We start from the raw sequence: 22233 nt of genomic DNA, 5'->3' as shown, positions 1-22233 counted from the left end.
GCACCGGCGATGCTGCGGTACGCGCTCCGCCGCCTCGCGATCTCGGCGCTGGTCCTGTTCGGCGCGGCGACGGTGGTCTTCTTCGCGATGCGGCAGGTCGACGGCGACCCGGCGGTCAACCAGCTCGGACCGGACGCCGACCCGGCGGCGGTCGAGGCGCTGCGCCGCGAGTACGGGCTGGACGCCGCTCCGGTGGTGCAGTACGTCCGCTTCCTGCAACGGGCCGCGACCTTCGACTTCGGCGACTCCTTCCGGCTCAACGACGCCGCCACGAGCCTGGTCCTCACCCATTTGACCGCGACCGCCGCGCTGGCGGCGACCGCGTTCACCATCGCGATCGTCCTCGGGTTCGCCCTCGGGGCGCTGGCCGCGACCCGCCCGAACGGCATCGTCGACCGGGTCGTGTCCGTGCTGTCGATGCTGACCCAGTCCCTGCCCTCGTTCTGGGTCGGCATCATGCTGATCCTGGTCTTCTCCCGGTGGCTGCACCTGCTGCCCAGCTCCGGAGCGGGATCACCGGCGGCGATGGTCATGCCCGCGGTCACCCTGGCCCTGCCGCTGCTCAGCGTCGTCCTGCGGCTGGTCCGCTCCGGCCTGCTCGACGTGCTGCACGAGGACTACGTCGTCACCGCCCGCGCCAAGGGCCTGTCCGAGACCCGCGTCGTCGGCTGGCACGCCATGCGCAACATGCTGATCCCCGTCGTCACCGTCGCCGGACTGGAGTTCGGCAGCCTGCTCGGCGGCGCCGTGATCGTCGAGACGGTCTTCGCCTGGCCCGGTATCGGCCGGCTGATGACCGACGCCATCGCCGCCCGCGACTACTCCGTCGTGCAGGCCTGCGTGATCACCGTCGCCGCCGTCTTCATCGTCATCAACCTGGTCGTCGACCTGCTGTACGTCCGGCTGGACCCGCGCGTGCGCGAGAGCGTCTGAGGAGGGGAGCGACGTGACCGACCCCGTAACCGCGTCCGTGGCGCTCGGCACACCGGGCCCACCCGTCGAGGCCGACACCACGGGCGACGACGGCCGGCCCGCCGCCGTCCCCCGCCGGCCCCGCCGACGGCGGCTGCGCCTGTGGATCCCGCTCGGGGTGATCGCCGGCTACGTGGTGGCCGGCCTGATCGGGCCGGTCCTCGCCCGCTACGACCCGATCGCCACCTCCGTCACCGACCGGCTGCGACCCCCGGGCAGCCGGCTGGCCGACGGCAGCCTGGCCCTGCTCGGCACCGACCAGGTCGGCCGTGACCTGCTGCCCCAGATCATGCAGGGCGCCCGGGTCTCGATCCTGGTCGGCGCGGCCACCCTGCTGCTCGCCGGCGTCGTGGGCGCCGCGATCGGCATCCTCTGCGGCTACCTCGGCGGCGTCGTCGACGCGGTCCTGATGCGGCTTGCCGACATCCAGCTCGCCTTCCCGTCGATCCTGCTCGCCGTCTTCGTCGCGGCCGTCCTCGGCTCCAGCGTCACCAACGTCGTCCTCACCCTGTCCATCACCACCTGGCCGATCTTCGCCCGGGTCGCCCGGGCACAGACCCTGGCCACGAAGTCACGGGACTTCGCCAACGCGGCACGGACCCTTGGCGCCGGCTCCTGGCACATCGTCCGGCACTGCGTCCTCCCGGCGGTCGCCAGCCCGCTGATGGTCATCGCCACCGTCCAGCTCGGCTTCGTCATCGTCGCCGAGGCGTCGTTGAGCTTCCTGTCGCTCGGCATCCCGCCCGGCACCCCGAGCTGGGGCACCACCATCGCCAACGGCCGCGACTACCTGGCCAGCGCCTGGTGGATCGCCACCATCCCCGGGCTGGTCCTGGCCCTGTTCGTCGTCTGCGTCGGCGTCCTCGGCGACGAGCTGCGGGACCGCTCCGACCCGAACCTCTCCACCCGGTAACCGTCAGTGAAATGGGATGACATGAGATCTCTGACCACCCGCCTCGGTGCGCTGGCCCTCGTCGGTGTACTCGGACTGACCGCCTGCTCCTTCGACTCCGACAGCACCACCGGCACCGGCGACGGCGCCGGCACCCTCCGGGTGGCGAACCCCACCCCGGTGGTGTCGCTGAACCCGTTCGCGGCGAACTCCGCCGACCAGCCCACCCTCACCGTCGTCCAGGAGGTCTTCGAAACCCTCGTGGTCCGCGACAACGGCGAGATCGCCCCGAACCTCGCCGAGAGCTGGACCAACCCGGACCCGCTGACCTGGCAGTTCGCGCTGCGCGACGACGTCACGTTCGCCGACGGCACCCCGCTGACCAGCGCCGACGCCAAGGCGTCCCTGCAGGCGCTGATCGACGGCAAAGGGCCCCTGGCGGGCCTGTGGGCCACCGTCGAGGAGATCGGCACCCCCGACGAGCACACCCTGACGATCCGTACCAGCAGCGCGCTCGGCACCGTGCTGAGCAACCTCACCCTGCTCTGGATCGCCCCGGCCGCCAAGATCACCGACAGCGCGTTCTTCGACGCCCCGTACGGCACCGGGCCGTTCAAGGTCTCCTCGTTCACCGCCGGGCAGAGCGTCGAACTGGTCCGCAACGACGCCTACCGGGGCGACCAGCCGAAGCTCGCCACCATCTCCTACCGCTACATCCCCGAGGTCTCCGGCCGGGTCACCGCCCTGACCAACAACGAGATCGACGTGACCTGGGGACTGCCGCCGGACCAGCTGACCGGCCTGCGCGGCAACGACGCCCTGACCGTCCAGTCGTTCCCCACCTACGCGAACTACTACATCTGGTTCAACAGCTCCCGTGAGCCGTTCACCGACGCCCGGGTCCGGCGGGCGATGTGGCACGCCGTCGACTTCGCCACGATCAGCGGCTCCCTGTTCGACCAGGCCGGCACCCCGGCCACCGGCCCGCTGCCGGAGGCCATCTTCGGCGCGGCCGCCCAGAACCCGTACCCCTACGACCCCGCCAAGGCCAAGCAACTGCTCACCGAGGCCGGCTACCCGAACGGGTTCACCACCTCGATGATGTGGAGCACCGGCTGCTGCACCAACGGCAACTCGTTCGCCGACGCGATGATCAGCGACTGGGCCAAGGTCGGCATCGTGGTCAAGCCCGAGGAACTGGAACGGGCCACCTGGCTGGACAAGCTGCTCAAGCTCGACTGGAACAGCACGATGACCACCGGCAGCACGATCACCGGTGACGCCGACTTCACCCTCGCCCGGCTCTACCTGTCGACCGCCAAGCGCAACGGCTACACCAACCCCGCGCTCGACGAGATCCTGCTGGCCGCCCGCGCCGAACTCGACCAGGACAAGCGGGCCGACCTGTACGCCCAGGCCGGCAAGATCGTCTGGGACGACGCGGTCGGCATCTTCCCGCTCGACCTCAGCGGCAACGTCGTGCTCCGCACGGGCGTCAACGGATTCACCCCCACCCCGAACGACCTGCCGAGCTTCGCCGGCGTCTCGCTGAGCTGAGCCGTACCGCGCGCCGGCCGGCACCGCACCGCCCGCCGGCCGGCGCCACCACCGCCCCACCCGACCCGGACCCGGAGGACCCGATGGTCGCACCACCGCCCACCCGCCAGCCACTGCTGGCCGTCGACGACCTCGTCGTGTCCTTCGACGGCCCGCTCGGCACCTACCGGGCGCTCGACGGCGTCTCGTTCCACGTCGACGCGGGCGAGACGCTGGCCATCCTCGGCGAGTCCGGGTCCGGCAAGTCGGTCACCGTCCGCACCGTCATGGCGCTGCTGCCCCGACACAGCGCCCACGTCGAACGCGGCACCATCCGCTACGCCGGCGAGGAGATCTCCGCCAAACCGGTCCGCCGGACCCGGGAACTGTCCGCCACCGAGATCGCCATGGTCTTCCAGGACTCGCTGACCGCCCTCAACCCCGTCGTCCGGGTCGGCCAGCAGATCGCCGAACTGTTCCGGGTCCGGCAACGCCTCCCGCGCCGCGAGGCGTGGCGCCGGGCCGTCGCCGGTCTCGACCGCGTCGGCATCCCCCACGCCGCCCGCCGCGCCCACGACTACCCCCACCAGTTCTCCGGCGGAATGCGGCAACGCGTCGTGATCGCCATGGCCCTCGCCCTCCAGCCCCGGCTGCTCATCGCCGACGAACCGACCACCGCGCTCGACGTGACCGTCCAGGCGCAGATCATGGACCTGCTGCGGGACCTGCGCGAGGCCGACGGCATGGCGATGATCCTCATCACCCACGACCTCGGCGTCGTCGCCGACGTCGCCGACCGGGTCGCCGTCATGTACGCCGGCACCGTCGTGGAGTCCGGCCCGCTCCGGCAGGTCTACGACGCCCCGGCCCACCCCTACACCCGGGGACTGATGAACTCCATCCCCGCGCCGGACCGGCCCGGCACCCGGCTCACCCCGATCGAGGGCATGCCGCCGTCCCCACTGCACCCACCGACCGGCTGCCCGTTCCACCCCCGCTGCCCCGTCGCCCGCCCGAACTGCCGCACCGACCGGCCGACCCTGCGGATCGTCGCCGCCGGCCACCAGGCGGCATGCCACTACGCGCAGGAGGTGATGACCGGTGTCGACAGCCACGGCGCGGCTTGAGGTCAGGCAACTACGGGTCAGCTACCCCGCCGGCGGCGGCCCCTTCCACCGGGGGCCGGACATCCACGCCGTCGACCGGCTCAGCCTCACCGTCACCCCCGGCCGCACCCTCGGCCTCGTCGGCGAGTCCGGCTGCGGCAAGTCGACCCTGGCCCGCACCATCGTCGGCCTGCGCCGCCCCGCCGGCGGCGAGATCTGGTACGACGGCCGGCGCGTCGACCACGCCGACCCGGCGACCCGCCGCCGGCTCACCGCCGAGATCCAGATGGTGTACCAGGACCCGTACTCGTCGCTGAACCCGCGCAAGAAGGTGTCGTTCATCGTCACCGAGGGCTGGCGGGTGCACCGCGACCGGGTACCCCGCCACGAGTGGGCCGACCGCACCGCCGACCTGCTCGCCCGCGTCGGCCTGGCCGCCGAACTCGCCGACCGTTACCCGCACCAACTCTCCGGCGGCCAACGCCAGCGGGTCGGCATCGCCCGCGCCCTGGCCCTCTCGCCGCGGATCGTCGTCTGCGACGAACCGGTCAGCGCCCTGGACGTGTCGGTCCAGGCACAGACCCTGAACCTCCTCGCCGACCTGCGCGAGGACCTCGGCCTGGGCTACCTGTTCATCGCCCACGACCTGTCCGTCGTCCGGCACATCAGCGACGACCTCGCCGTGATGTACCTCGGCCGGATCGTCGAGACCGGACCCGCCGCCGCCGTCTACGACAACCCCGCCCACCCCTACACCCAGGCGCTGATCTCGGCGGCCCCGGTGCCCCGGCCGTGGGCGGTACCGCCCCGCGAGCGCATCGTGCTCACCGGCGAGGTGCCCTCACCCGCCTCCCCGCCGTCCGGCTGCCGGTTCCGTACCCGGTGCCGGCTCGCCCAGCCCCGCTGCGCCGAGATCGAACCGGAACTGCGGACGGTCGCCGGCCGCGAGGTCGCCTGCCACTACGCCGAGACCAGCCTGACCGGCGGCGCCACCCTCGACCCGGCGGTGCGGTAGTGGACGCCGACACCGTACGGGTCGGGGTCGACCTCGGCCAGGGCGGCTGCCGCGCCCTCGCCACCCACGGCCCCCGCACCGGCCGCGCCGACACCGCCGGCTTCTGGGGCGCCGACCCCGACACCCTGGTCGTCGAGGCGGTCCGGGCCGCCCTGGCCGACCTCGGACCCCGCCCGGACGTCCCGGTGCACGTCGGCGTCGGGATGACCGGCCTCAACGGGCAACCACCGGCCGTGGACCGGATCCGGGCCGGACTCCGCGACCTCGTCCGGCACGGGACGCTCCGGGTCGCCGACGACAGCGTCACCGCGTACCTCGGCGCGCTCGGCCCCGTCCCCGGCGCCGTCGTCGCCGCCGGCACCGGCGTCGTCGTCCTCGCCCTCGGTGCCACCGTCGCCCGCGCCGACGGCTGGGGCGCCGCCCTCGGCGACCGCGGCTCCGGACACTGGATCGGCCGCGCCGCGATCCGGCTGGCCCTGCGGGACCACGACCACGGCCGGCCCGGCCCGCTGCTCGACGCGGTCACCGCGGCCTTCGGCCCGGTCGAGGCGCTCCCGGCCCGCTGGCGCGACCAGCCACCGACCCCGGAACACGTCGCCGGCCTCACCACCACCGTCGCCGACCTGGCCCGCGCCGGCCACGACGGCGCCCGCCGGATCTGGGACCGCGCCGGCCGGCTCCTCGCCGAGTCGGTGACCGCCGCCGTCCGGCGCAGCGGACCGGTCGGGGCCGAGGTGCCCGTCGCCGGCACCGGCGGCCTGTTCACCGCCACCGACCTGCTGCTGCCCCCGTTCACCGCCGCGCTGCGCGCCGGACTGCCGCAGGCCCGACCGGTACCGGCCGCCGGTGACCCGCTCACCGGCGCCCTGGCCCTGTCCGACGGCCGCACCACCCCGACCCCCCTCGCCGCACTCACCGTTCACGTCGACCTCGCCGCAGGGGTCGACATCGCAGAAGAGGTAGAGAACAGATGAACGTGGCCGATGCCATCCGGGGACGGCTGGTCGTCTCGTGCCAGGCCCAGGACAGCGACAGCCCCTTCGTGGACACCGCGCACATGATGGCGATGGCGTCGGCGGTCGTCCTCGGCGGCGCCGCCGGCCTGCGCGGTCAGGGCATCGCCCACGTCCGCGGCATGGCCGGCCTCGGCGTACCGGTCATCGGTCTGATCAAGCGCGACACCCCCGGCAGCGACGTCTACATCACCCCGACCGTCGCGGACGTGACCGCGCTGGCCCAGGCCGGCGCGCAGATCGTCGCCGCCGACGGCACCGCCCGGCCCCGGCCCGGCGGGGAGAAACTCGCCGACCTCGTCTCCGCCGCCCACGCCGCCGGCGCCCTGTTCATGGCCGACGTGGACAGTCTCGACGCCGCCCTGGCCGCCGTCGACGCCGGAGCCGACCTGGTCGGGACGACCCTGTCCGGCTACACCGGCGGCCCTGTTCCGGAAGGGCCGGACATCGCCCTGGTCGGAACCCTGGCCCGGCGTTGTCCGGTGCCGGTGATCGCCGAGGGGCGGTACCGTACCCGTGCCCAGGTATCGGCGGCATTCGTCGAGGGCGCGTGGGCGGTCGTCGTCGGCACCGCCATCTCCGACCCGGTCAACGCCACGCGCTGGTTCGCGCAGGCCTGCCCACACCCCACAGTGGAGCCGTCATGACCACCAAGATCAGCCATGTCCGCGCGGAACTGCGTCACCGCGTCTCCGCCCTGGCACCGCACGCGGCGTTGCCCCGCGAACGCGACCTCGCCGAGGAACTCGGCGTCAGCCGGACCACGCTGCGCCAGGCGCTGCGCGAACTGCTCGACACCGGCGTGATCTACACCATCCGCGGCCAGGGCACCTTCGTCTCCGACACCCGCATCGCCAAGGACACCAGCCTCAGCGGCTTCAGCGAGGACATGCGGGCCCGCGGGCTCATCCCGAGCAGCAAGACGATCACCACCGACGCGGTCGTCGCCCGCGACGCCGTCGCCACCGAACTCGGCCTGCCCGAAGGATCGCTGCTCTACCGGATCGAACGGCTGCGACTCGCCGACGGCGCCCCGATGTGCCTCGAAGAGGTCCACCTCCCCGCCGACCTCTTTCCCGGACTGCTGGTCGAGGACCTCGGCGGCGGCCTCTACGAGACCATGAAGGACCGCTACAACATCCAGGTCACCGTCGCCCAGCAGATGATCGCCGCCGTCGTACCCACCAGCCGGCAGTGCGACCTGCTGGAGATCCCGGCCGCCGCCGCGCTGCTCGAGGTACGCCGCCTCGGCTACGACGGACGCGGCCGGGCGATCGAACGCGCCGTCTCCTACTACCGCGGCGACCGCTACCACTTCTCACTGACCGCACGACGAGGCGAGGACGACTGATGGGCACGGGTACGACAACCGCCGAGGAGTTCACCGACGTCCTGGTCGTCGGCGGGGGAGTGGGCGGAATCGCCGCCGCCGTCGCCGCCTGCGAGGGCGGCGCCCGCGTCGTCGTCATCGAGCCGTACGAGTGGATCGGCGGGCAGCTCACCTCCCAGGCGGTGCCACCGGACGAGCACCGCTTCATCGAGAGCCACGGCTCGACCCGCGCCTACCGCCGCTTCCGGCAGGGTGTCCGCGACCACTACCGCGCCTGGTACCCCCTGGCCGACCCCACCGACCTGCTCAACCCCGGCAACGGCTGGGTCAGCCCGCTGTGCCACGAACCCCGGGCGGCGCTGGCCGTGCTCCGGGCGATGACCGCCCCCTGGCGCGCGTCCGGACGGCTGACCGTCCACACCCGGGCGCGGCTCGAACGCGCCCACACCGACGGCGACACGGTCACCGGCGTCGCCGTACGGCTGGCCGACGGCACCGTCCGCCACATCGGCGCCCGGCTGGTGCTGGAGGCCAGCGAGACCGGCGACCTGCTGGCTCTGGCCGGCATCGAACACCGCACCGGTACCGAGTCACAGGCGCAGACCGGCGAGCCGAGCGCGCCCCGCGAGGCGGCGCCGCTGAACATGCAGGCCGCCACCGTCTGCTTCGCGCTCGACCACGTCGACGGCGACCACACCGTCGACCGGCCGGCCGACTACGCCCACTGGCGGACCATGTCCGCACCGGGCTGGCCCGGCCGACTCTTCAGCTGGACGTACCCCGACCCGCGCACCGGCGAGCCGATCACCGGCCGGTTCACCCCCAACCCGTCGGCGACGGCCACCACCTCCATGGAGGAGGCGCTGCTCGCCCCGGAACTGTGGACCTACCGGCGGATCCTGGACCGGCAGGCGTTCCGGCCCGGCCTGCTGACCAGCGACGTCACGATCGTCAACTGGCCGATGACCGACTACCTCGACGGACCGCTGTTCGGCGTCCCCGACGCCGAGCGGCACCTGCGCCGGGCCAAGGAGTTCAGCCAGGCGTTCCTGTACTGGCTGCAGACCGAGGCACCCCGGCCCGACGGCGGCACCGGCTATCCCGGACTGCGGCTGCGACCCGACGTCACCGGCACCGTCGACGGCTTCGCCCAGGCCCCGTACATCCGTGAAGCCCGCCGGCTGGAGGCGGTGACGACCCCGACCGAGCAGGACCTGTCCGTCGCCGTCCGGGGAGACGCCGGGGCGGTGCGGTACCACGACTCCGTCGGCACCGGCCACTACCGGATCGACCTGCACCCGACCACCGGCGGCGACGGCTACCTCGACGTGGCGGCGCACCCGTTCGAGATCCCGCTCGGCGCGCTGCTGCCCAGACGGGTCACGAACGTGGTCGCGGCCGGCAAGACGATCGGGACGACCCACATCACCAACGGCTGCTACCGGGTGCATCCGGCCGAGTGGTCGATCGGCGAGGCGGCGGGCGCGCTCGCCGCGTACTGCCTGGACCGCCAGACCTCGCCGCACGGCGTGCGGGACACCGCGAAGCTGCTGGAGGACTTCCAGGCCGAACTGGACCGGCGCGGCGTCGACCGGCACTGGCCGGCCGGCGTGACCGTTCCCCCGCAGCGCTGACCTCGCGGTGCGGCGGCGCATCGCCGGGTGCCGGCTCGCGCCCGAGGCGGACGAACGCCGGGACGTGACGGCGAGGTCGATCCGGCGTCGCGCGGACCGGTAGCCGAGGCGCGGGTGTTTGCCCGCCGGGCGGCCCGGATACTCGTCGCGCATGTTCGACGGCTTCGAGGACGAACGGATCGACGTCGGGGAGGTGGACCTCCGGGTCCGGCACGCCGGGCAAGGACCACCGGTTCTCCTGATCCACGGGCACCCGCGTACCGGATCGACGTGGCATCGGGTCGCGCCGCCGCTGGTGGATCGCGGGTTCACCGTCGTCTGTCCCGACATGCGCGGCTACGGGCAGTCCGGCACGGCGACGGTGCTCGCGGACCACTCCCAGCAGTCCAAGCGGGTGGTCGCGGCGGACATGGTGCGGCTGATGGAGGAGTTGGGCCATCCGACGTTCGCTGTGGTCGGGCACGACCGCGGATCGTATGTGGCGTTACGCCTGGCGCTGGATCACCCCGACGCGGTCGGTCACCTGGTCGTCATCGACGGTGTACCCATCAGTGAGGCCCTGGCCAGGTGTGACGCGACGTTCGCCCATGACTGGTACCACTGGTTCTTCTTCGCCCAGCCCGACAAGCCGGAGCGGGCCATCACCGTCGACCCCGATGCCTGGTACGCCGGCCAGGCGCGGCCGGAGAGCATGGGCGCCGAGAACTACCAGGAGTTCCGGGATGCCATCCATGACCCGGCCACCGTACGGGCGATGCTGGAGGACTACCGGGCTGGCCTCGGCGTTGACCGGGCGCACGAGGAGGCCGACCGGCGTGCCGGTCGCACCGTTCGCTGCCCGACGCTGGTGCTGTGGTCGACCCGGGACGACCTGGAAGACCTCTACGGTGATCCGCTGGCCGTCTGGCGCCCGTGGGCCGACGATCTGCGCGGTCACCCGGTCGAGGCCGGACACCACGTCGCCGAGGAGAACCCCGACGATCTGGTGGCGGCGGTGCACCGGTTCCTCTCGTGACGGTACCGCCCGTCCGCAGCCATAGTGTGGCGTCGTGCCTCTGGTCCGGCGTCTCGTACCCGGAGGCGGTAGCCGTGCGGGGAACGCGACGTGCGCCGGGGTCCCACCAGACGAGTCACCATCAGCTCCGTGCTCCGTTGATCAGTCAGCGGTAGGTGTGCCTCGGGCCGGTCCCGCCGCCGTTCAACACCGTGGCCGGGGAAGGCGGAGCGCAGAGATGTTGACCATGTCGGTCGTGGCCGGGCTGCTCGTCCAGGCAGCCACCGTGCTCTGGGTGCACCTGGCCATCGGCGGTGAGTGGGTACGCCGACCGGGAGCCCTGATGCTGCTGGTCGCGGTGGTCTTCCACGGGGTTACCGAGGTGATGCAGTGGCTGTGGCCGGGCCGGAACTTCTTCCGCGCCTACCTGGATCAGGCTGCCGTCGATGCCTGGACACTGCTCGTCTCGGTGGCGATCGCCGCCTATGGCGCGGTCTACGGTGCGCTCGTCGGCTGGAGTCGGCGGCGCGGGCCGGCGGGACCGGTCGACCGGGGCGCGGGACTGCACCGGCTCCGGATGCGGTGGCTGCTCGTGCTGGTGGTGCCGTTGCTCGCGGCGACGTGGCAGGGGCGGGGGGCGCTGCAACCACTCGCCCCGGCCCGGGCGGACGAGGTGATCCCGGAACGCGAGGGGATCCTGGTGGACCTGGCAGGGCAGTTCCTGGTCCCCTTGATCGCGTTGGCCGGAGCGGTGGTGGTGATCCGTTACGGCATGCGGTGGCTGCTGCCCGTACTCCTGGTGGAGAGCCTGGCCCTGGTCGTGGCCGGCACCCGAGCGATGATCGTCTTCGCCGGGGTGCTCACCGTCGTGGGCGCGGCGATGCACGGGGTGCGGCCGTCGCGGCGGCAGATCGCCATGATCGTGGTGGTGCTGACGGCGGCCACCGCGCTGATCTCGTCGACCCGGGCGGTCGCCGGCCGGGAGGTGTTCCACGCGGGGGAGGGCAGCGGCGGGCGGCTGACGGCCCTGGTCGAGGGTGCCGGGCGGATGCACACCGGCGAGAGCCGGCAGGCGATCCTGGACGACGTCGTGTACCGCTTCGACGGCAACACCTTCGCGGCCATCGTCTACCAGGGGCTGCGCGGCAGCGGCGAGCCGATCGGCCTGGCGACGGTGGGAAACAACCTGACCATGCTCGCACCGAGCCTGCTCGTGCCGGACAAGGTGGCCAGCCGCACCCTCGAGTCCCGCAGCGAGGAGGCCTACATCGCGCGGGCCTTCGGGCTGTCCCAGCGCGTCGACTGGTTGCCCACCATCCTCGGGACGGCGGTCGCCTACTACGGCGCGGTCGGGCTGATCGTGATCGCGGTGCTCCTCGCCATGGCCGTGGCCGGGGTGGAGGCGGCGCTGCTGCGGGTTGTCACCACCCTGCGGGCGGTGTGCGTGTTCGGGTTGGCGCAGTGCGCCCTGCTGTACGGGTCGGGCCCGCAGACCGTCATCACGACCCTGCGGGTGGTCGTGGCCCTCGCTGCCCTGATGTGGGTCGTGGAACGGCTCCGACGCCGGCACGCGCCGGTGCGCGAGCGGTCCGGAGGCACCCTGACCCGGCCCGGTGCCGCGGCACGGGTCCCGGGGGCACCTCAGCCCGTGTGACGCCGCCCGGCAGTGGCCCCGGCAGCCTGACCGCCGCACACCCACCCGCGGCGATTCGTGGCCACCATTCACCGGACGCGCCCCCGAAGACCTGCCCGCGTCGCGTACACGAGGCATGTGCGCTGCCGTCGATTTCGCGGGTGACCGGGTGACGCTTCCTGGGCGTGCCATCGACATGTGCGCCGCAACGCTGGCGGCGTACCTTTCGAGGACGGACGACTCGCCTGCGTGATCCTGCCACGACCACGGCCAACCCCGTGGCATCTCGCCGCGTCCAGATTCTCCCCGCGCTTGCCGGGATGGTGGCCGCCGCCGTGTCGATCGGGTTGATCGCTGCCGAACCGACTCCCCGTACCGCCCAGGCTGATCCGGGCGGCCAGCTGGCGACGCCGTTTGCTTCCGACTCGGCAGGGAACCCGTGCCGGGCCGGAGGCAAGGAGACGTGATGATCGAGGTCCACCGCACCATACGCACCTCTTCCGAGAGGGTCTTCGCGGTGCTCGCGGATGGTTGGAGCTACGCCAGTTGGGTTGTCGGTGCCGCCCACATCCGGGCCGTCGACGCCGGCTGGCCCGCAGTGGGCGCCCAAGTGCACCACCGGCTGGGCCCCTGGCCACTGCAGGTCAACGATCGGACCGTCGTACGCGAGATGGAACCGAACCGGATACTCGAACTCGAAGCGCACGCCGGGCCACTCGGCATCGCCCGTGTCCGCCTGACCCTGGAGCGTGTCTCGGACACCACCACTTGCGTACGGATGGGCTGGATGGCGGTCTCCGGAGCCGCCCGGTTCCTCCCGAAAGCCCTCATGTCACTGCTGCTGCGCCCCCGTAACGCGGAGACCCTGCACCGCGTGGAAGACCTGGCCGTACACCGGGAATTCACGCAGTCCCACGACCTCGGAGCCGCTGCTGGCACCCACCGGGATCACCCGCCAGTGGGGAGCCGGCAGCCGATCGCGGGGCGTGGCGAGCGTAGGCGTTGATCCTGCCGCAGTGCCTGCAGGCCCCACAGGGAGGCACAGGCACTCGGGACGCGGCCGAGATCGCCCATGTCGGCCGTCCCGGACGCCTCGTGTTCTGCCGGTCGGCCGCAGCAGCCGGCAGCCGTCCGCGTCGGGCCGGCAACTCGGTTCCGACGGCCCGGTAGGACGTCACGGCTCGGGAGCCGCGAGGCGCCCGCAGTGGCCTGCCTCGCCAGTGAGGTCAGCGAGTATGCCGCGCCGTGGTGTTTGTGGGTCAACGCGGCTGCCATCCGATCGGCCTCCGGCGGGGACCGATCGTGACTCCTGGGCACGATAACCCCACCCTGTTGCACTATGTTGGCAACAACCACAGATTCGCATCAAGGGGTGAAGGAGTTCTGATGGCGGTCTACAACCTGCCCGACATGCCGTACGACTACGGTGCCTTGGAGCCGGCGATGTCCGGGCAGATCCTGGAGCTGCACCACAGCAAGCACCACGCCGCGTACGTCAAGGGCGCCAACGATGGTCTGGAGCAGCTCGCCGAGGCCCGCGCCAAGGGGGACTTCAGCACGGTGGTGGGTCTGGAGAAGACCTTCGCGTTCAACCTGTCGGGGCACGTCCTGCACACGATCTTCTGGGGCAACCTGTCCCCGGAGGGCGGCGACCGTCCGGACGGCGAGTTGGCGGCGGCGATCGACGAGCACTTCGGCTCGTTCGACGCGTTCGCCGGGCAGCTGTCAGCGGCGACCAAGAGCGTGCAGGGCTCCGGCTGGGGTGTGCTGGCCTGGGAGCCGCTCGGGCAGCGGCTGATCGTGGAGCAGGTGTACGACCACCACGGCAACGTGGGGCAGGGCGCCACCCCGCTGCTGGTCTTCGACGCCTGGGAGCATGCCTACTACCTGCAGTACAAGAACGTCCGGCCGGACTACGTCGACCGGCTATGGAACCTGGTCAACTGGTCGGACGTGATCGCCCGGTTCGACGCCGCCCGCGCCGCCACGCCGAAGGTCTGAGTGGCGTGACCGGCCCCACCCCTGCCACGGCGGAGCTGGTGCAACGCGCCGCCGGGGTCATCGCCGCCACACACCGCGGTGATCTCGCCGACGCCGAGGAACTGCTCGCCGCGTTCAGCTCCGAGCAGGCGAAGACCCTCGGCTTCTACCTGCTGGCCGACCTCACCCTCGGACTGCTCCGGACGCACAGCGGCCAGTCCCTGGACGACCTCGTCCGGGAACTGTCGCTGCTCGTGGCCGCCACCGCCGGACAGCCCGACACCTGACCGGCAGGTGATCATCCGGCTCGGGGTAGCCGACACCCGCCGCTACTCCGACCGGACCGCGCCGGGCGAACCCGGGAAGGGTCCGCCCGGCGCGGGGAGGTCAGCGGTTGCGGACCTCGGCGGCGGCAGCGACCAGGCGCCGCAGGGACGCCTCGACCTCGGGGTAGGCGCGGGTCTTCAGGCCGCAGTCCGGGTTGACCCACAGCCGCCGGGCCGGCACGGCCGCGACGGCCCGGCGCAGCGCCTCGACCACCTCGTCGAGGGAGGGCACCCGGGGGGAGTGGATGTCCCACACGCCGGGGCCGACGCCCCGCCGGTACCCGATCGCGGCGAGGTCGTCGAGGACCTCCATCTTGGAGCGGGACGCCTCGATGCTCGTGACGTCGGCGTCGAGGGCGTCGATGGCGTTGATCACGTCGCCGAACTCGGAGTAGCACAGGTGGGTGTGGATCTGGGTGTCGTCGGCCACGCCGGCGGTGGCCAGGCGGAACGCGCCCACCGCCCAGTCCAGGTACGCCGGGTGGTCGGCGGCCCGCAGCGGCAGGGTCTCCCGTAGCGCCGGCTCGTCGACCTGGATGACCCGGATCCCGGCGGCCTCCAGGTCGCGGCACTCGTCGCGCAGGGCGAGCGCGACCTGGTCGGCGGTGTCCGCGAGAGGCTGGTCGTCGCGGACGAACGACCAGGCGAGGATCGTGACCGGGCCGGTGAGCATGCCCTTGACCGGCTTGCCGGTCAGCGACTGGGCGTAGCTGGACCACTCGACCGTCATGGGCGCCGGGCGGGCCACGTCCCCGTAGATGACCGGCGGGCGGACGCAGCGGGAGCCGTAGGACTGCACCCAGCCGTGCTCGGTCGCGGCGAACCCGTCGAGCTGCTCGCCGAAGTACTGGACCATGTCGTTGCGTTCCGGTTCGCCGTGCACGAGCACGTCCAGGCCGAGCTGCTCCTGCAACCGGACGACGTGCTCGACCTCGGCGCGCATCCGCGCCGTGTAGCCGGCGTCGTCGAGGGTGCCGGCCCGGTGCGCGGCCCGGGCCCGGCGCAGCTCGCCGGTCTGCGGGAACGAGCCGATCGTGGTGGTGGGCAGCTCCGGCAACCGCAGCCGTTCCTGCTGGCGGGCGGCCCGCTCACCGTAGCCGCCGCGCTGCCGGTCGGCGGGGCCGAGCGCGGCGAGCCGGGCCCGGACGTCGTCGTTGCGCCACGCCGCCGGGGCGGGAGGCAGCGGCGCGGGCAGGTGCGCGGTGCCGTCGCGCAGCGCCCGCCCGAGCAGGACGACCTCGTCCACCTTCTGCCGGGCGAACGCGAGCCGCTCGTACAGGCGCGCGTCGAGGCGGGTCTCGACGGACAGGTCGACCGGCACGTGCAGCAGCGAGCAGGACGTGGACACCGCGAAGTGGTCGGCCAGCCCGGCGACCGTCGCCCCGGCCGTGACGGCGGCGCGCAGGTCGGTCCGCCAGATGTTGTGACCGTCGACCAGCCCGGCGACGACGGTCGTGCCGCGCAGCGGACCGGCGGCGGCGAGGCGCTCGAGGTTGCCCGGCCCGGCGACCAGGTCCAGGCCGATCGCCTCGACCGGGGTGGCCAGCAGCGCCGGCAGCGCGTCCCCGAGGTCACCGAAGTAGGTGGCGACGAAGATCCGGGGCCGGTGCGTGGCCTCACCGAGCCGGGTGTAGGCCCGCCGCAGGGCGTCGATCTCGGCCGGGCTGCGGTCGGCGACGTAGCCGGGTTCGTCGAGCTGCACCCAGGCCACACCCGCCTCGGCCAGCGAGGCGAGGATCCCGACATACGTGTCGACCAGGTCGTCGAGGCGGGCGAACGGTTCGTCGCCCTTGGCCAGCAGCAGGAACGTGGCCGGCCCGACCAGCACCGGCCGGGTGGTGACGCCCAGGTCCCGGGCCTCGCCGTACTCGCGCAGCGCCTTGGCCGGGTTCGGGGCGAAGACGGTGTCCGGGCCGATCTCCGGTACCAGGTAGTGGTAGTTGGTGGCGAACCACTTCGTCAGCTCCAACGCCGGCTCGGCGTCGACACCCCGGGCCATGGCGAAGTAGGTGTCCAGCTCGGAGAGGCCGAGCCGGGCGAAGCGGTGCGGGATCGCGCCGACGGCGACGGCGGTGTCGAGCATGTGGTCGTAGTAGGAGAAGGTGTTCGACGGGATCGCGTCGAGGCGGGCGTTGCGCAGCGTCCGCCAGACCTCGGCGCGCAGGGTGGCGCCGGTGCGCTCCAGGACGGTGGCGTCGATGGCGCCGGCCCAGTAGGCCTCGACGGCCTTCTTCAGCTCGCGGTTGGCGCCGATGCGCGGGTACCCGAGCACGGTGCTCTGACCGAATGCGGTGCTCACAGGTGGTCCTTCCCTCGAGGTGCCCGGCGGGCACGGGAGGGGGAAGGCGGGGTGCGGCGAGGCACCGGCTTCCGCCCTGGCCCTCCCGAGGGACCGCCGGCGGCGCACACCGGCGGTGTGCGCAGCGCTGGCAGGTCTTCGGACTCGTGGGCGTGACACCTGGTCGCCTACTGGCCGTCGCTTCCCAGACCTCGCGGTCCAGTGCTCTGGTGACGGCGGTCGTTCCCACTCACCGCTGCGGGGCAGTCCCGGTCTCGCACCGGGTTCCCTCTTACGACGCCCCACCCTCACGGATCGGGCGAACCAGCTCCGCCCGCCATCCTACGGCCCGGTCGGCGACGGCCGGGTTCGGCCCTGTCCCGGTGAACCGGTGGCGGTGCGCGGTGCGTGCGGACGGCGATCGGCGATCGGCACGCCAGCTGTCGGTGCCAGGGTCAGTCCTGACCAGGGATGCCCTCCACGTAAGGTCCTTTGTGGAAGGCTACCGGACCGGTTCGATGACGGGACGGTTCGCCTGCGGTGCGACCCGATCGGGCAGCAGGGGTGCTCGAACGTCGCCAGGATGCAGCGGACCGTTGCACCCTGCCGGTGCCACCCCGCCGCCGGGGGGTGCTGCCGTACTCGAACATCCCCGCCCGGATCGCCGGAGCCGTCGGCACCGCCGGCGGGAAGGAACGGGGAGTCGGCTTGCGTCGATGACGACAATGGCGATATGGGTGAACTCAGCAGACGTGTACCCGGATTGACGGCCGGTTCGCGTCGTTGTTCCTGTCGGTAGACCTCATCCCCAGATCGGAGATCGCGGGACTCCCCATGGAATCATCGGACATCCTGGCATTGGTGGCGATCGTGACGGCGTTGCTGTCCGCGGTCTACAGTTATCGCCTGTCGAGGAAAGCGCACCGCGTCGCCACCTACTACGGCGTCATCGGCCTCTTCCGGGAGCTCGACAAGACCTTCATCGAGTATCCCGACGTCCGGCCGTACTTCTACGACGGGAAGCCGGTCGACGTCGACGGCCCGACCGCGTACCGGATCCGCGCGGTGGCGGAACTGGTCCTGGACACCTTCGAATGGATCTGGCACCGGCAGAAGGACCTGGACACGAACGGCGAGGACGGCTGGCGGGCGTACATCGTGGACATGTTCTCGTCCAGCCCGGCGCTCCAGCAGCACTACGCCGGCTCCACGTCCTGGTATCCCGGGATCACCCGTCTGATCGCCGACCGGGCGGTCGTCCTCCACGCCGGCACCGCCGGTCCGGGCGGCGGGGGCACCGTGGAGCGGCGCGGACCGGGTCGTGGTGACGGCACCGCCGACGACGTACCCCACCAGGAGCGCGGCGCGTAGCCGAGGGTTCTCACCCCGCGACCGGGCCTCCGGCGGTGGCGGCCTCGCGGCGGGCGGGGCTCAGTGCAGCAGCGCCTTCTGGACCTTCCCCATGGCGTTGCGGGGCAACTCCGCGACGAAGCGGACCTCCCGGGGACGTTTGTGGGCCGACAGGGTCCGGGCCACGAAGTCGATCAGGTCGGCGGCGTCGACGGTCTCTGCCACCACGTACGCGGTGATCTGCTGACCGAGGTCGTCGTGCGGGGTGCCGACCACCGCCGCCTCCCGGACCGCCGGGTGCGCGAGCAGGGCGTTCTCCACCTCCCCGGCACCGACGCGGTACCCGCCGCTCTTGATCAGGTCGGTGGAGCGGCGCCCGGCGATGCGGTGCCAGCCGTCCGGTCCGACCGCCGCGATGTCACCGGTGCGGAACCAGTCGCCGTCCCGCTGAGCGGCGGTGGCCTCCGGCTGGTGCAGGTAGCCGTCGAACAGCATCGGGCCGCGTACCCACAGGTCACCGACCGTCTCGCCGTCGGCGGCGATCTGCTGGCCCGCGTCGTCGAGGACCCGGGTGTCGACCCCCGGCAGCGGCAGACCGACCTGCCCCGGCCGGCGGTCTCCGTCGGCGCGACCGCTGAGCGTGATCAGGGTTTCCGTCATGCCGTAGCGCTCGACCGGGCGGTGGCCGGTCAGCTCGTGCAACCGGTGGAAGACCGGCACCGGCAGCGCGGCGCTGCCGGACACCAGCAGGCGGCTGCCCGCCAGCGCGCGGGCGGAGCCGGGGTCGGCGCAGATCCGCGACCAGACCGTGGGCACACCGAAGTACATGCTGCCGCCGGCCGCCGCGTACGCCTCGGGCCGGGGCCGGACGGTGTGGGTCAGGCGGCAGCCGACCCGCAGGACGCCCAGCACGCCGAGGACCAGGCCGTGCACGTGGAACAGCGGCAGCCCGTGGACGAGATGGTCGTCCGGGCTCCACTGCCACGCGTCGACCAGGGCGTCCAGCCCCGCTTCCAGCGCCGCGTGCGAGAGCAGCACACCCTTCGGTGCCCCGGTCGTGCCGCTCGTGTACATGATCAACGCGGCGTCGCCGGGTGCCGGCGCGGGGTGTCCGGTGTCCGACCGGCGGCGCAGGTCGACGGGGACGAGCGGCACCGTCGTCGGCAGGGCCGCCCCCGGCGCCGCGAGGACCAGCGACGCGCGGGAGTCGCCGAGGATGTGTGCCGTCTCCGCGTCACCGGAGTCGGGTGGCAGGGGGACCACCGCGACGCCCGCGAGCAGCGCCCCGACCACCGCCACCATGGTCTCCGCCGTGGGGACGGTGTGCACCGCCACCACCCCGGCGCCGCGGACGTCGTCGGCGACGGCGCGGGCACAGGCCAGCAACCGTTCCCCGGACAGCGTCGCGTCGCCGACCCGGACCGCGTCCGGCACGTCCAGCAGATGCGTGGACAGTCCCGTGAGCAACCGCATGCGTTTCTCCCTCCAGGACACCGTGGCGGCGCGGACCAGGTCGTCCCACCGGCCGGCGTCCGGCCGCCGGGGCTGCGGATACCGCGCGGGCGCAACCCGACTGAAGGATATGCGCACCGGCGCGGTCGCCGGGACCGGCGACCGCGCTGGCGGCGGCCCCGCTGGCGCGGAACCCACGGCGGGCCCGCTGGCGGCGGGGAACACGGCGGGCCCGGTTCGCACCGGGCCCGCCGTCCTCATCTCCAGCCGGGCCTGACCGCCGGCCCGTGCCGCCGCTCGCCCGATCCGGCGTCACGGCCGTCGCTCGCGACCGTCAGGACCAGGCCGGAGCCGGACCTGCCGCACGCCACTAGCGCTGCAGCGTCAGCACCCCCGGCCGGTACGGCAGGCGGCCGTAGTCGCCGCCGGAGTTGGGGTCGCGGCCCTGGTAGAGCAGTTGCAGGTTGCACGGGTCGACGGTCATCGTCTGGTCGGCGCTGCTGCGGATCAGCTCACCGTGGCTGATGTCGTTGGTCCAGCTCGCGTTGCTGTTGGCCCGGCCGGCGAAGGGGTTGCTCTCGGACGCGGCCTGCGGGGTCCACGTGCCGCCCAGGCTGGTGGCCGTGAACGACCGGAAGTAGCGACCCTGTGCGCCGATCGCCTCGACGAGCATCAGGTACCGGTTCTGGCCCGCGAGCTTGTAGACCTGGACACCTTCGAACAGGTTGTTCGTCGTGTCGGTCATGATGGTGGTGTAGTTCGAGCCGAAGCTGCCCGGGAAGTTGCCGATCGGCATGCTGGCCCGGTAGATCCGCCCGTTGTCCCCGGCGAAGAACAGGTACATGTTCTGGTCGTCACCGATGAGCGCCTGGTCGATCGGGCCGGTGCCGGAGTTGGAGATGCTCCCGGTGAACAGCGTCTGGTGCGCCGACCACGAGTTGACGTTGGTGGGGTCGGTCGACGTCCGGTAGGAGAAGGCGGGCCCACCCCACTGGTAGGCGAGCACCCAGATGTTGCGCGGGGCGAAGTAGAACAGCGACGGCGCGACGGCCGAGAACGGCATCGGGTTCTGGCTGGCCGAGGCCATGTCCGACCAGTTCGTGAACAGGCCGAAGTTCATCGAGCCCCAGCTCGTGCCGTTGTCGTGGGTGGTCGCGTAGACCAGGTGCCGGCCGTTGTAGGGGGCGTGGGTGAAGTCCTTGAGCGACGCCCAGCCCGCTCTCGGCTGCGCCAGCGGGCCCGTCGACGACCAGCGGTACGACGGCGGGAGGTTGCAGCCACCGGTCGGCGGCGGCGTGGTGGGGTTGGTCCCGCCGTCGACGCGGACGAGTTGCCACTGCTGGTTGTTGCCGCCCCAGTCGTCGTACTGCACGATGTTGGCACCGTCGGCGGTCGAGGCGCCCTGCACCTCCACCGCCCTGTTGCTGTTGCGGTTGATCAGCCGGACGTAGCCACCGGCCGAGTCGGCCAGCCGGAACTGCTGGTTGGCGCCGTTGCTGTCAGCCCACTGCACGATGCTGCCGCCGTTGGCGGTGGACCAGTTGTAGACGTCCAGCACCTTGCCGGAGTGCCGGGACTTCAACCGGTAGTAGCCGCCGCCGGAGTCGACGAACTGCCACTGCTGCTGGTTGCCGTTGTTCCGGGTCCACTGGGTGATCCGCGCCCCGTCGCTGGTGGCCAGGTTGTACACGTCCAAGGCCTTGCCGCTGTTGCGGTTGACCAACACGTACCACGCGCTCGTGTCGACCGTCGCCGCGGCGGCGGGCGTCGACACCATCACGGCGGCGGCGCCACCGACCATCACCGCCGCCACGCCGGCGGCGACGGCGCGCGGCAGCCACCGCCGCCGCCGTGGCGGCGACACTATCGCTGCAGACCTACCGAAGGCAAACATGATCCTCCTCAATGACCATGATCCGGACGGTCCACCCGGAGACGGGTGTACCGCGACGCGCGGGTCGGGCGTACGCGGCGGAGATGTTCGCGGTAACACGACCTCCGCGTGCCCTGTCCGCGCGCCTGATCCAGGGGTCCGACGAAGCAGGCTCGCCCGGTAAGCCACGGGCTTCGCCCCCCTTGGCCATCGACTGTGAGCGATAACATGGCGTTAGTCAAGTCGTAACGTCCCTGGTTTCGATGCGTGTCGGCCGACGCCGCCGCGGCTGTCCTGAGCGCGCCCACCCTCCTCGCCGGGCGTGCGCCACCGACCCGACCTGCCCCGAGATGACCGCCGGCGGAGCGCCATCTGTTCGCGTTAACATTGATGTCTGCCGCATGATTCGGCCGCGCTGACCCCCGGGCGAGGGTGGTCGGTCGGGGTGCCGCACGACCTCAGTCGCCACGGTTGCGTGGTCGGCCGCCGGTCCGGCGGCCGGCGGCTGGTCGTCGGAGGGGCGCGCTCTCCGGGCTGTCGTCCCGGTCGCCCTGGTGTCGGGGCCGATGTCGGCGGCCGGCGCGATCACCCACGGTCACCCACGGTGCCGTGTCCGGCGCGACCCGGTGACGCTCTCAACCCGGGCGCGGCGGCCGTGTCTGGGGTTGCCAAGGGGTCGGGCGAGTGGCCCGACCCGTCCGGAACGTCGCTGAAACTTTCGGTGACGTCACGCCCCGCCGGAGATCGTCGGTAGACGATCTCCGGCGGGGAACCCGCAGCCCGTCCCTTGGCCGCGCGCTGCTGAGCAGCATCAACACGTTTTAACACGGAGGCGTCATGAAGCCAAGG

18 protein-coding genes and 1 riboswitch are annotated in these 22233 nt (G+C 72.4%); of the genes, 15 read left to right on the top strand and 3 right to left on the bottom strand.

The genetic code is table 11. The features are described 5' to 3' along the window. The first annotated feature begins 9 nt into the window (after positions 1-9). The 14 genes from AWW66_RS01600 to AWW66_RS01535 all read left to right on the top strand — a co-directional run bounded on the left by AWW66_RS01600 (position 10) and on the right by AWW66_RS01535 (position 14392). A complete protein-coding gene (locus AWW66_RS01600; protein ID WP_067359499.1) occupies positions 10-933 on the top strand; it encodes an ABC transporter permease in 924 nt (307 codons plus the stop codon). A gap of 13 nt (positions 934-946) precedes the next feature. After that, positions 947-1885 carry an ABC transporter permease gene (locus AWW66_RS01595; protein WP_211271813.1) on the top strand — a complete coding sequence of 313 codons (939 nt, stop codon included), beginning with the start codon at positions 947-949 and terminating at the stop codon, positions 1883-1885. Positions 1886-1906: 21 nt separating this feature from the next. Further along, the gene (locus AWW66_RS01590) at positions 1907-3421 is read left to right on the top strand and encodes an ABC transporter substrate-binding protein (protein WP_067359498.1); all 1515 of its coding nucleotides are present in this window, start codon (positions 1907-1909) and stop codon (positions 3419-3421) included. Between the two features lie 83 nt (positions 3422-3504). Further along, positions 3505-4527 (top strand): ABC transporter ATP-binding protein, encoded by a 1023-nt coding sequence (locus AWW66_RS01585; RefSeq protein ID WP_067359497.1) that lies wholly within the window; start codon positions 3505-3507, stop codon positions 4525-4527. Next, positions 4502-5521 carry an ABC transporter ATP-binding protein gene (locus AWW66_RS01580; RefSeq protein ID WP_067359496.1) on the top strand — a complete coding sequence of 340 codons (1020 nt, stop codon included), beginning with the start codon at positions 4502-4504 and terminating at the stop codon, positions 5519-5521. Before AWW66_RS01585 ends, AWW66_RS01580 begins: the two co-directional genes overlap by 26 nt. Further along, on the top strand, positions 5521-6495 hold the full coding sequence (locus AWW66_RS01575; RefSeq protein WP_067359495.1) for an N-acetylglucosamine kinase: 975 nt from the start codon (positions 5521-5523) through the stop codon (positions 6493-6495). The genes AWW66_RS01580 and AWW66_RS01575 overlap by 1 nt, the downstream gene beginning before the upstream one ends. Further along, complete coding sequence (locus tag AWW66_RS01570) at positions 6492-7181, top strand: N-acetylmannosamine-6-phosphate 2-epimerase (protein ID WP_067359494.1); 690 nt, start codon at positions 6492-6494, stop codon at positions 7179-7181. Before AWW66_RS01575 ends, AWW66_RS01570 begins: the two co-directional genes overlap by 4 nt. Further along, on the top strand, positions 7178-7885 hold the full coding sequence (locus AWW66_RS01565; protein WP_067359493.1) for a GntR family transcriptional regulator: 708 nt from the start codon (positions 7178-7180) through the stop codon (positions 7883-7885). Before AWW66_RS01570 ends, AWW66_RS01565 begins: the two co-directional genes overlap by 4 nt. Next, positions 7885-9498, top strand: a complete 1614-nt coding sequence (locus tag AWW66_RS01560) for an FAD-dependent oxidoreductase (protein WP_067359492.1) — start codon at positions 7885-7887, stop codon at positions 9496-9498. The genes AWW66_RS01565 and AWW66_RS01560 overlap by 1 nt, the downstream gene beginning before the upstream one ends. A 151-nt stretch (positions 9499-9649) precedes the next feature. Continuing rightward, positions 9650-10513 carry an alpha/beta fold hydrolase gene (locus AWW66_RS01555; protein ID WP_067359491.1) on the top strand — a complete coding sequence of 288 codons (864 nt, stop codon included), beginning with the start codon at positions 9650-9652 and terminating at the stop codon, positions 10511-10513. 217 nt (positions 10514-10730) lie between these two features. Further along, positions 10731-12146, top strand: coding sequence for a hypothetical protein (locus AWW66_RS01550; RefSeq protein WP_067359490.1), 1416 nt, complete (start codon positions 10731-10733; stop codon positions 12144-12146). Between the two features lie 445 nt (positions 12147-12591). Beyond that, positions 12592-13131: an SRPBCC family protein gene (locus tag AWW66_RS01545; RefSeq protein ID WP_067359489.1), complete on the top strand. Its 540-nt coding sequence runs from the start codon at positions 12592-12594 to the stop codon at positions 13129-13131. 380 nt (positions 13132-13511) lie between these two features. Continuing rightward, entirely contained in the window at positions 13512-14126 is a 615-nt protein-coding gene (locus AWW66_RS01540; RefSeq protein ID WP_067359488.1) for a superoxide dismutase, read from the top strand. Between the two features lie 5 nt (positions 14127-14131). Continuing rightward, on the top strand, positions 14132-14392 hold the full coding sequence (locus tag AWW66_RS01535) for a hypothetical protein (RefSeq protein ID WP_067359487.1): 261 nt from the start codon (positions 14132-14134) through the stop codon (positions 14390-14392). A 100-nt stretch (positions 14393-14492) separates the two neighbouring features. Here AWW66_RS01535 and metE read toward each other — a convergent pair whose 3' ends face one another. Beyond that, complete coding sequence (metE, locus tag AWW66_RS01530) at positions 14493-16730, bottom strand: 5-methyltetrahydropteroyltriglutamate--homocysteine S-methyltransferase (RefSeq protein ID WP_067359486.1); 2238 nt, start codon at positions 16728-16730, stop codon at positions 14493-14495. A gap of 112 nt (positions 16731-16842) precedes the next feature. Next, positions 16843-17053: riboswitch (cobalamin riboswitch) on the bottom strand. 517 nt (positions 17054-17570) lie between these two features. Between metE and AWW66_RS01525 the strand changes: the two genes are divergently transcribed. After that, positions 17571-18080, top strand: a complete 510-nt coding sequence (locus AWW66_RS01525) for a hypothetical protein (RefSeq protein WP_067359485.1) — start codon at positions 17571-17573, stop codon at positions 18078-18080. Between the two features lie 60 nt (positions 18081-18140). Here the strand turns inward: AWW66_RS01525 and AWW66_RS01520 are convergent, their stop codons facing one another. Then, positions 18141-19532, bottom strand: a complete 1392-nt coding sequence (locus AWW66_RS01520) for an acyl-CoA synthetase (RefSeq protein ID WP_067359484.1) — start codon at positions 19530-19532, stop codon at positions 18141-18143. Between the two features lie 349 nt (positions 19533-19881). Next, the gene (locus tag AWW66_RS01515) at positions 19882-21405 is read right to left on the bottom strand and encodes a non-reducing end alpha-L-arabinofuranosidase family hydrolase (RefSeq protein ID WP_067359483.1); all 1524 of its coding nucleotides are present in this window, start codon (positions 21403-21405) and stop codon (positions 19882-19884) included. Between the last annotated feature and the right edge of the window lie 828 nt (positions 21406-22233).

The organism is Micromonospora rosaria (assembly GCF_001567585.1).
Taxonomy (GTDB): domain Bacteria; phylum Actinomycetota; class Actinomycetes; order Mycobacteriales; family Micromonosporaceae; genus Micromonospora; species Micromonospora rosaria.
Note: the sequence above shows the minus strand (reverse complement) of the source record. Positions and strands in the feature narration are given on the sequence as shown.

What these genes read in the sequence shown, in the direction of transcription:
- AWW66_RS01600 (WP_067359499.1), top strand. Translation starts at nt 10, where the DNA reads ATGCTGCGGTACGCGCTCCGCCGCCTCGCGATCTCGGCGCTGGTCCTG.
- AWW66_RS01590 (WP_067359498.1), top strand. Translation starts at nt 1,907, where the DNA reads ATGAGATCTCTGACCACCCGCCTCGGTGCGCTGGCCCTCGTCGGTGTA.
- AWW66_RS01585 (WP_067359497.1), top strand. Translation starts at nt 3,505, where the DNA reads ATGGTCGCACCACCGCCCACCCGCCAGCCACTGCTGGCCGTCGACGAC.
- AWW66_RS01570 (WP_067359494.1), top strand. Translation starts at nt 6,492, where the DNA reads ATGAACGTGGCCGATGCCATCCGGGGACGGCTGGTCGTCTCGTGCCAG.
- AWW66_RS01565 (WP_067359493.1), top strand. Translation starts at nt 7,178, where the DNA reads ATGACCACCAAGATCAGCCATGTCCGCGCGGAACTGCGTCACCGCGTC.
- AWW66_RS01560 (WP_067359492.1), top strand. Translation starts at nt 7,885, where the DNA reads ATGGGCACGGGTACGACAACCGCCGAGGAGTTCACCGACGTCCTGGTC.
- AWW66_RS01555 (WP_067359491.1), top strand. Translation starts at nt 9,650, where the DNA reads ATGTTCGACGGCTTCGAGGACGAACGGATCGACGTCGGGGAGGTGGAC.
- AWW66_RS01550 (WP_067359490.1), top strand. Translation starts at nt 10,731, where the DNA reads ATGTTGACCATGTCGGTCGTGGCCGGGCTGCTCGTCCAGGCAGCCACC.
- AWW66_RS01545 (WP_067359489.1), top strand. Translation starts at nt 12,592, where the DNA reads ATGATCGAGGTCCACCGCACCATACGCACCTCTTCCGAGAGGGTCTTC.
- AWW66_RS01540 (WP_067359488.1), top strand. Translation starts at nt 13,512, where the DNA reads ATGGCGGTCTACAACCTGCCCGACATGCCGTACGACTACGGTGCCTTG.
- AWW66_RS01520 (WP_067359484.1), bottom strand. Translation starts at nt 19,532, where the DNA reads ATGCGGTTGCTCACGGGACTGTCCACGCATCTGCTGGACGTGCCGGAC.
- AWW66_RS01515 (WP_067359483.1), bottom strand. Translation starts at nt 21,405, where the DNA reads ATGTTTGCCTTCGGTAGGTCTGCAGCGATAGTGTCGCCGCCACGGCGG.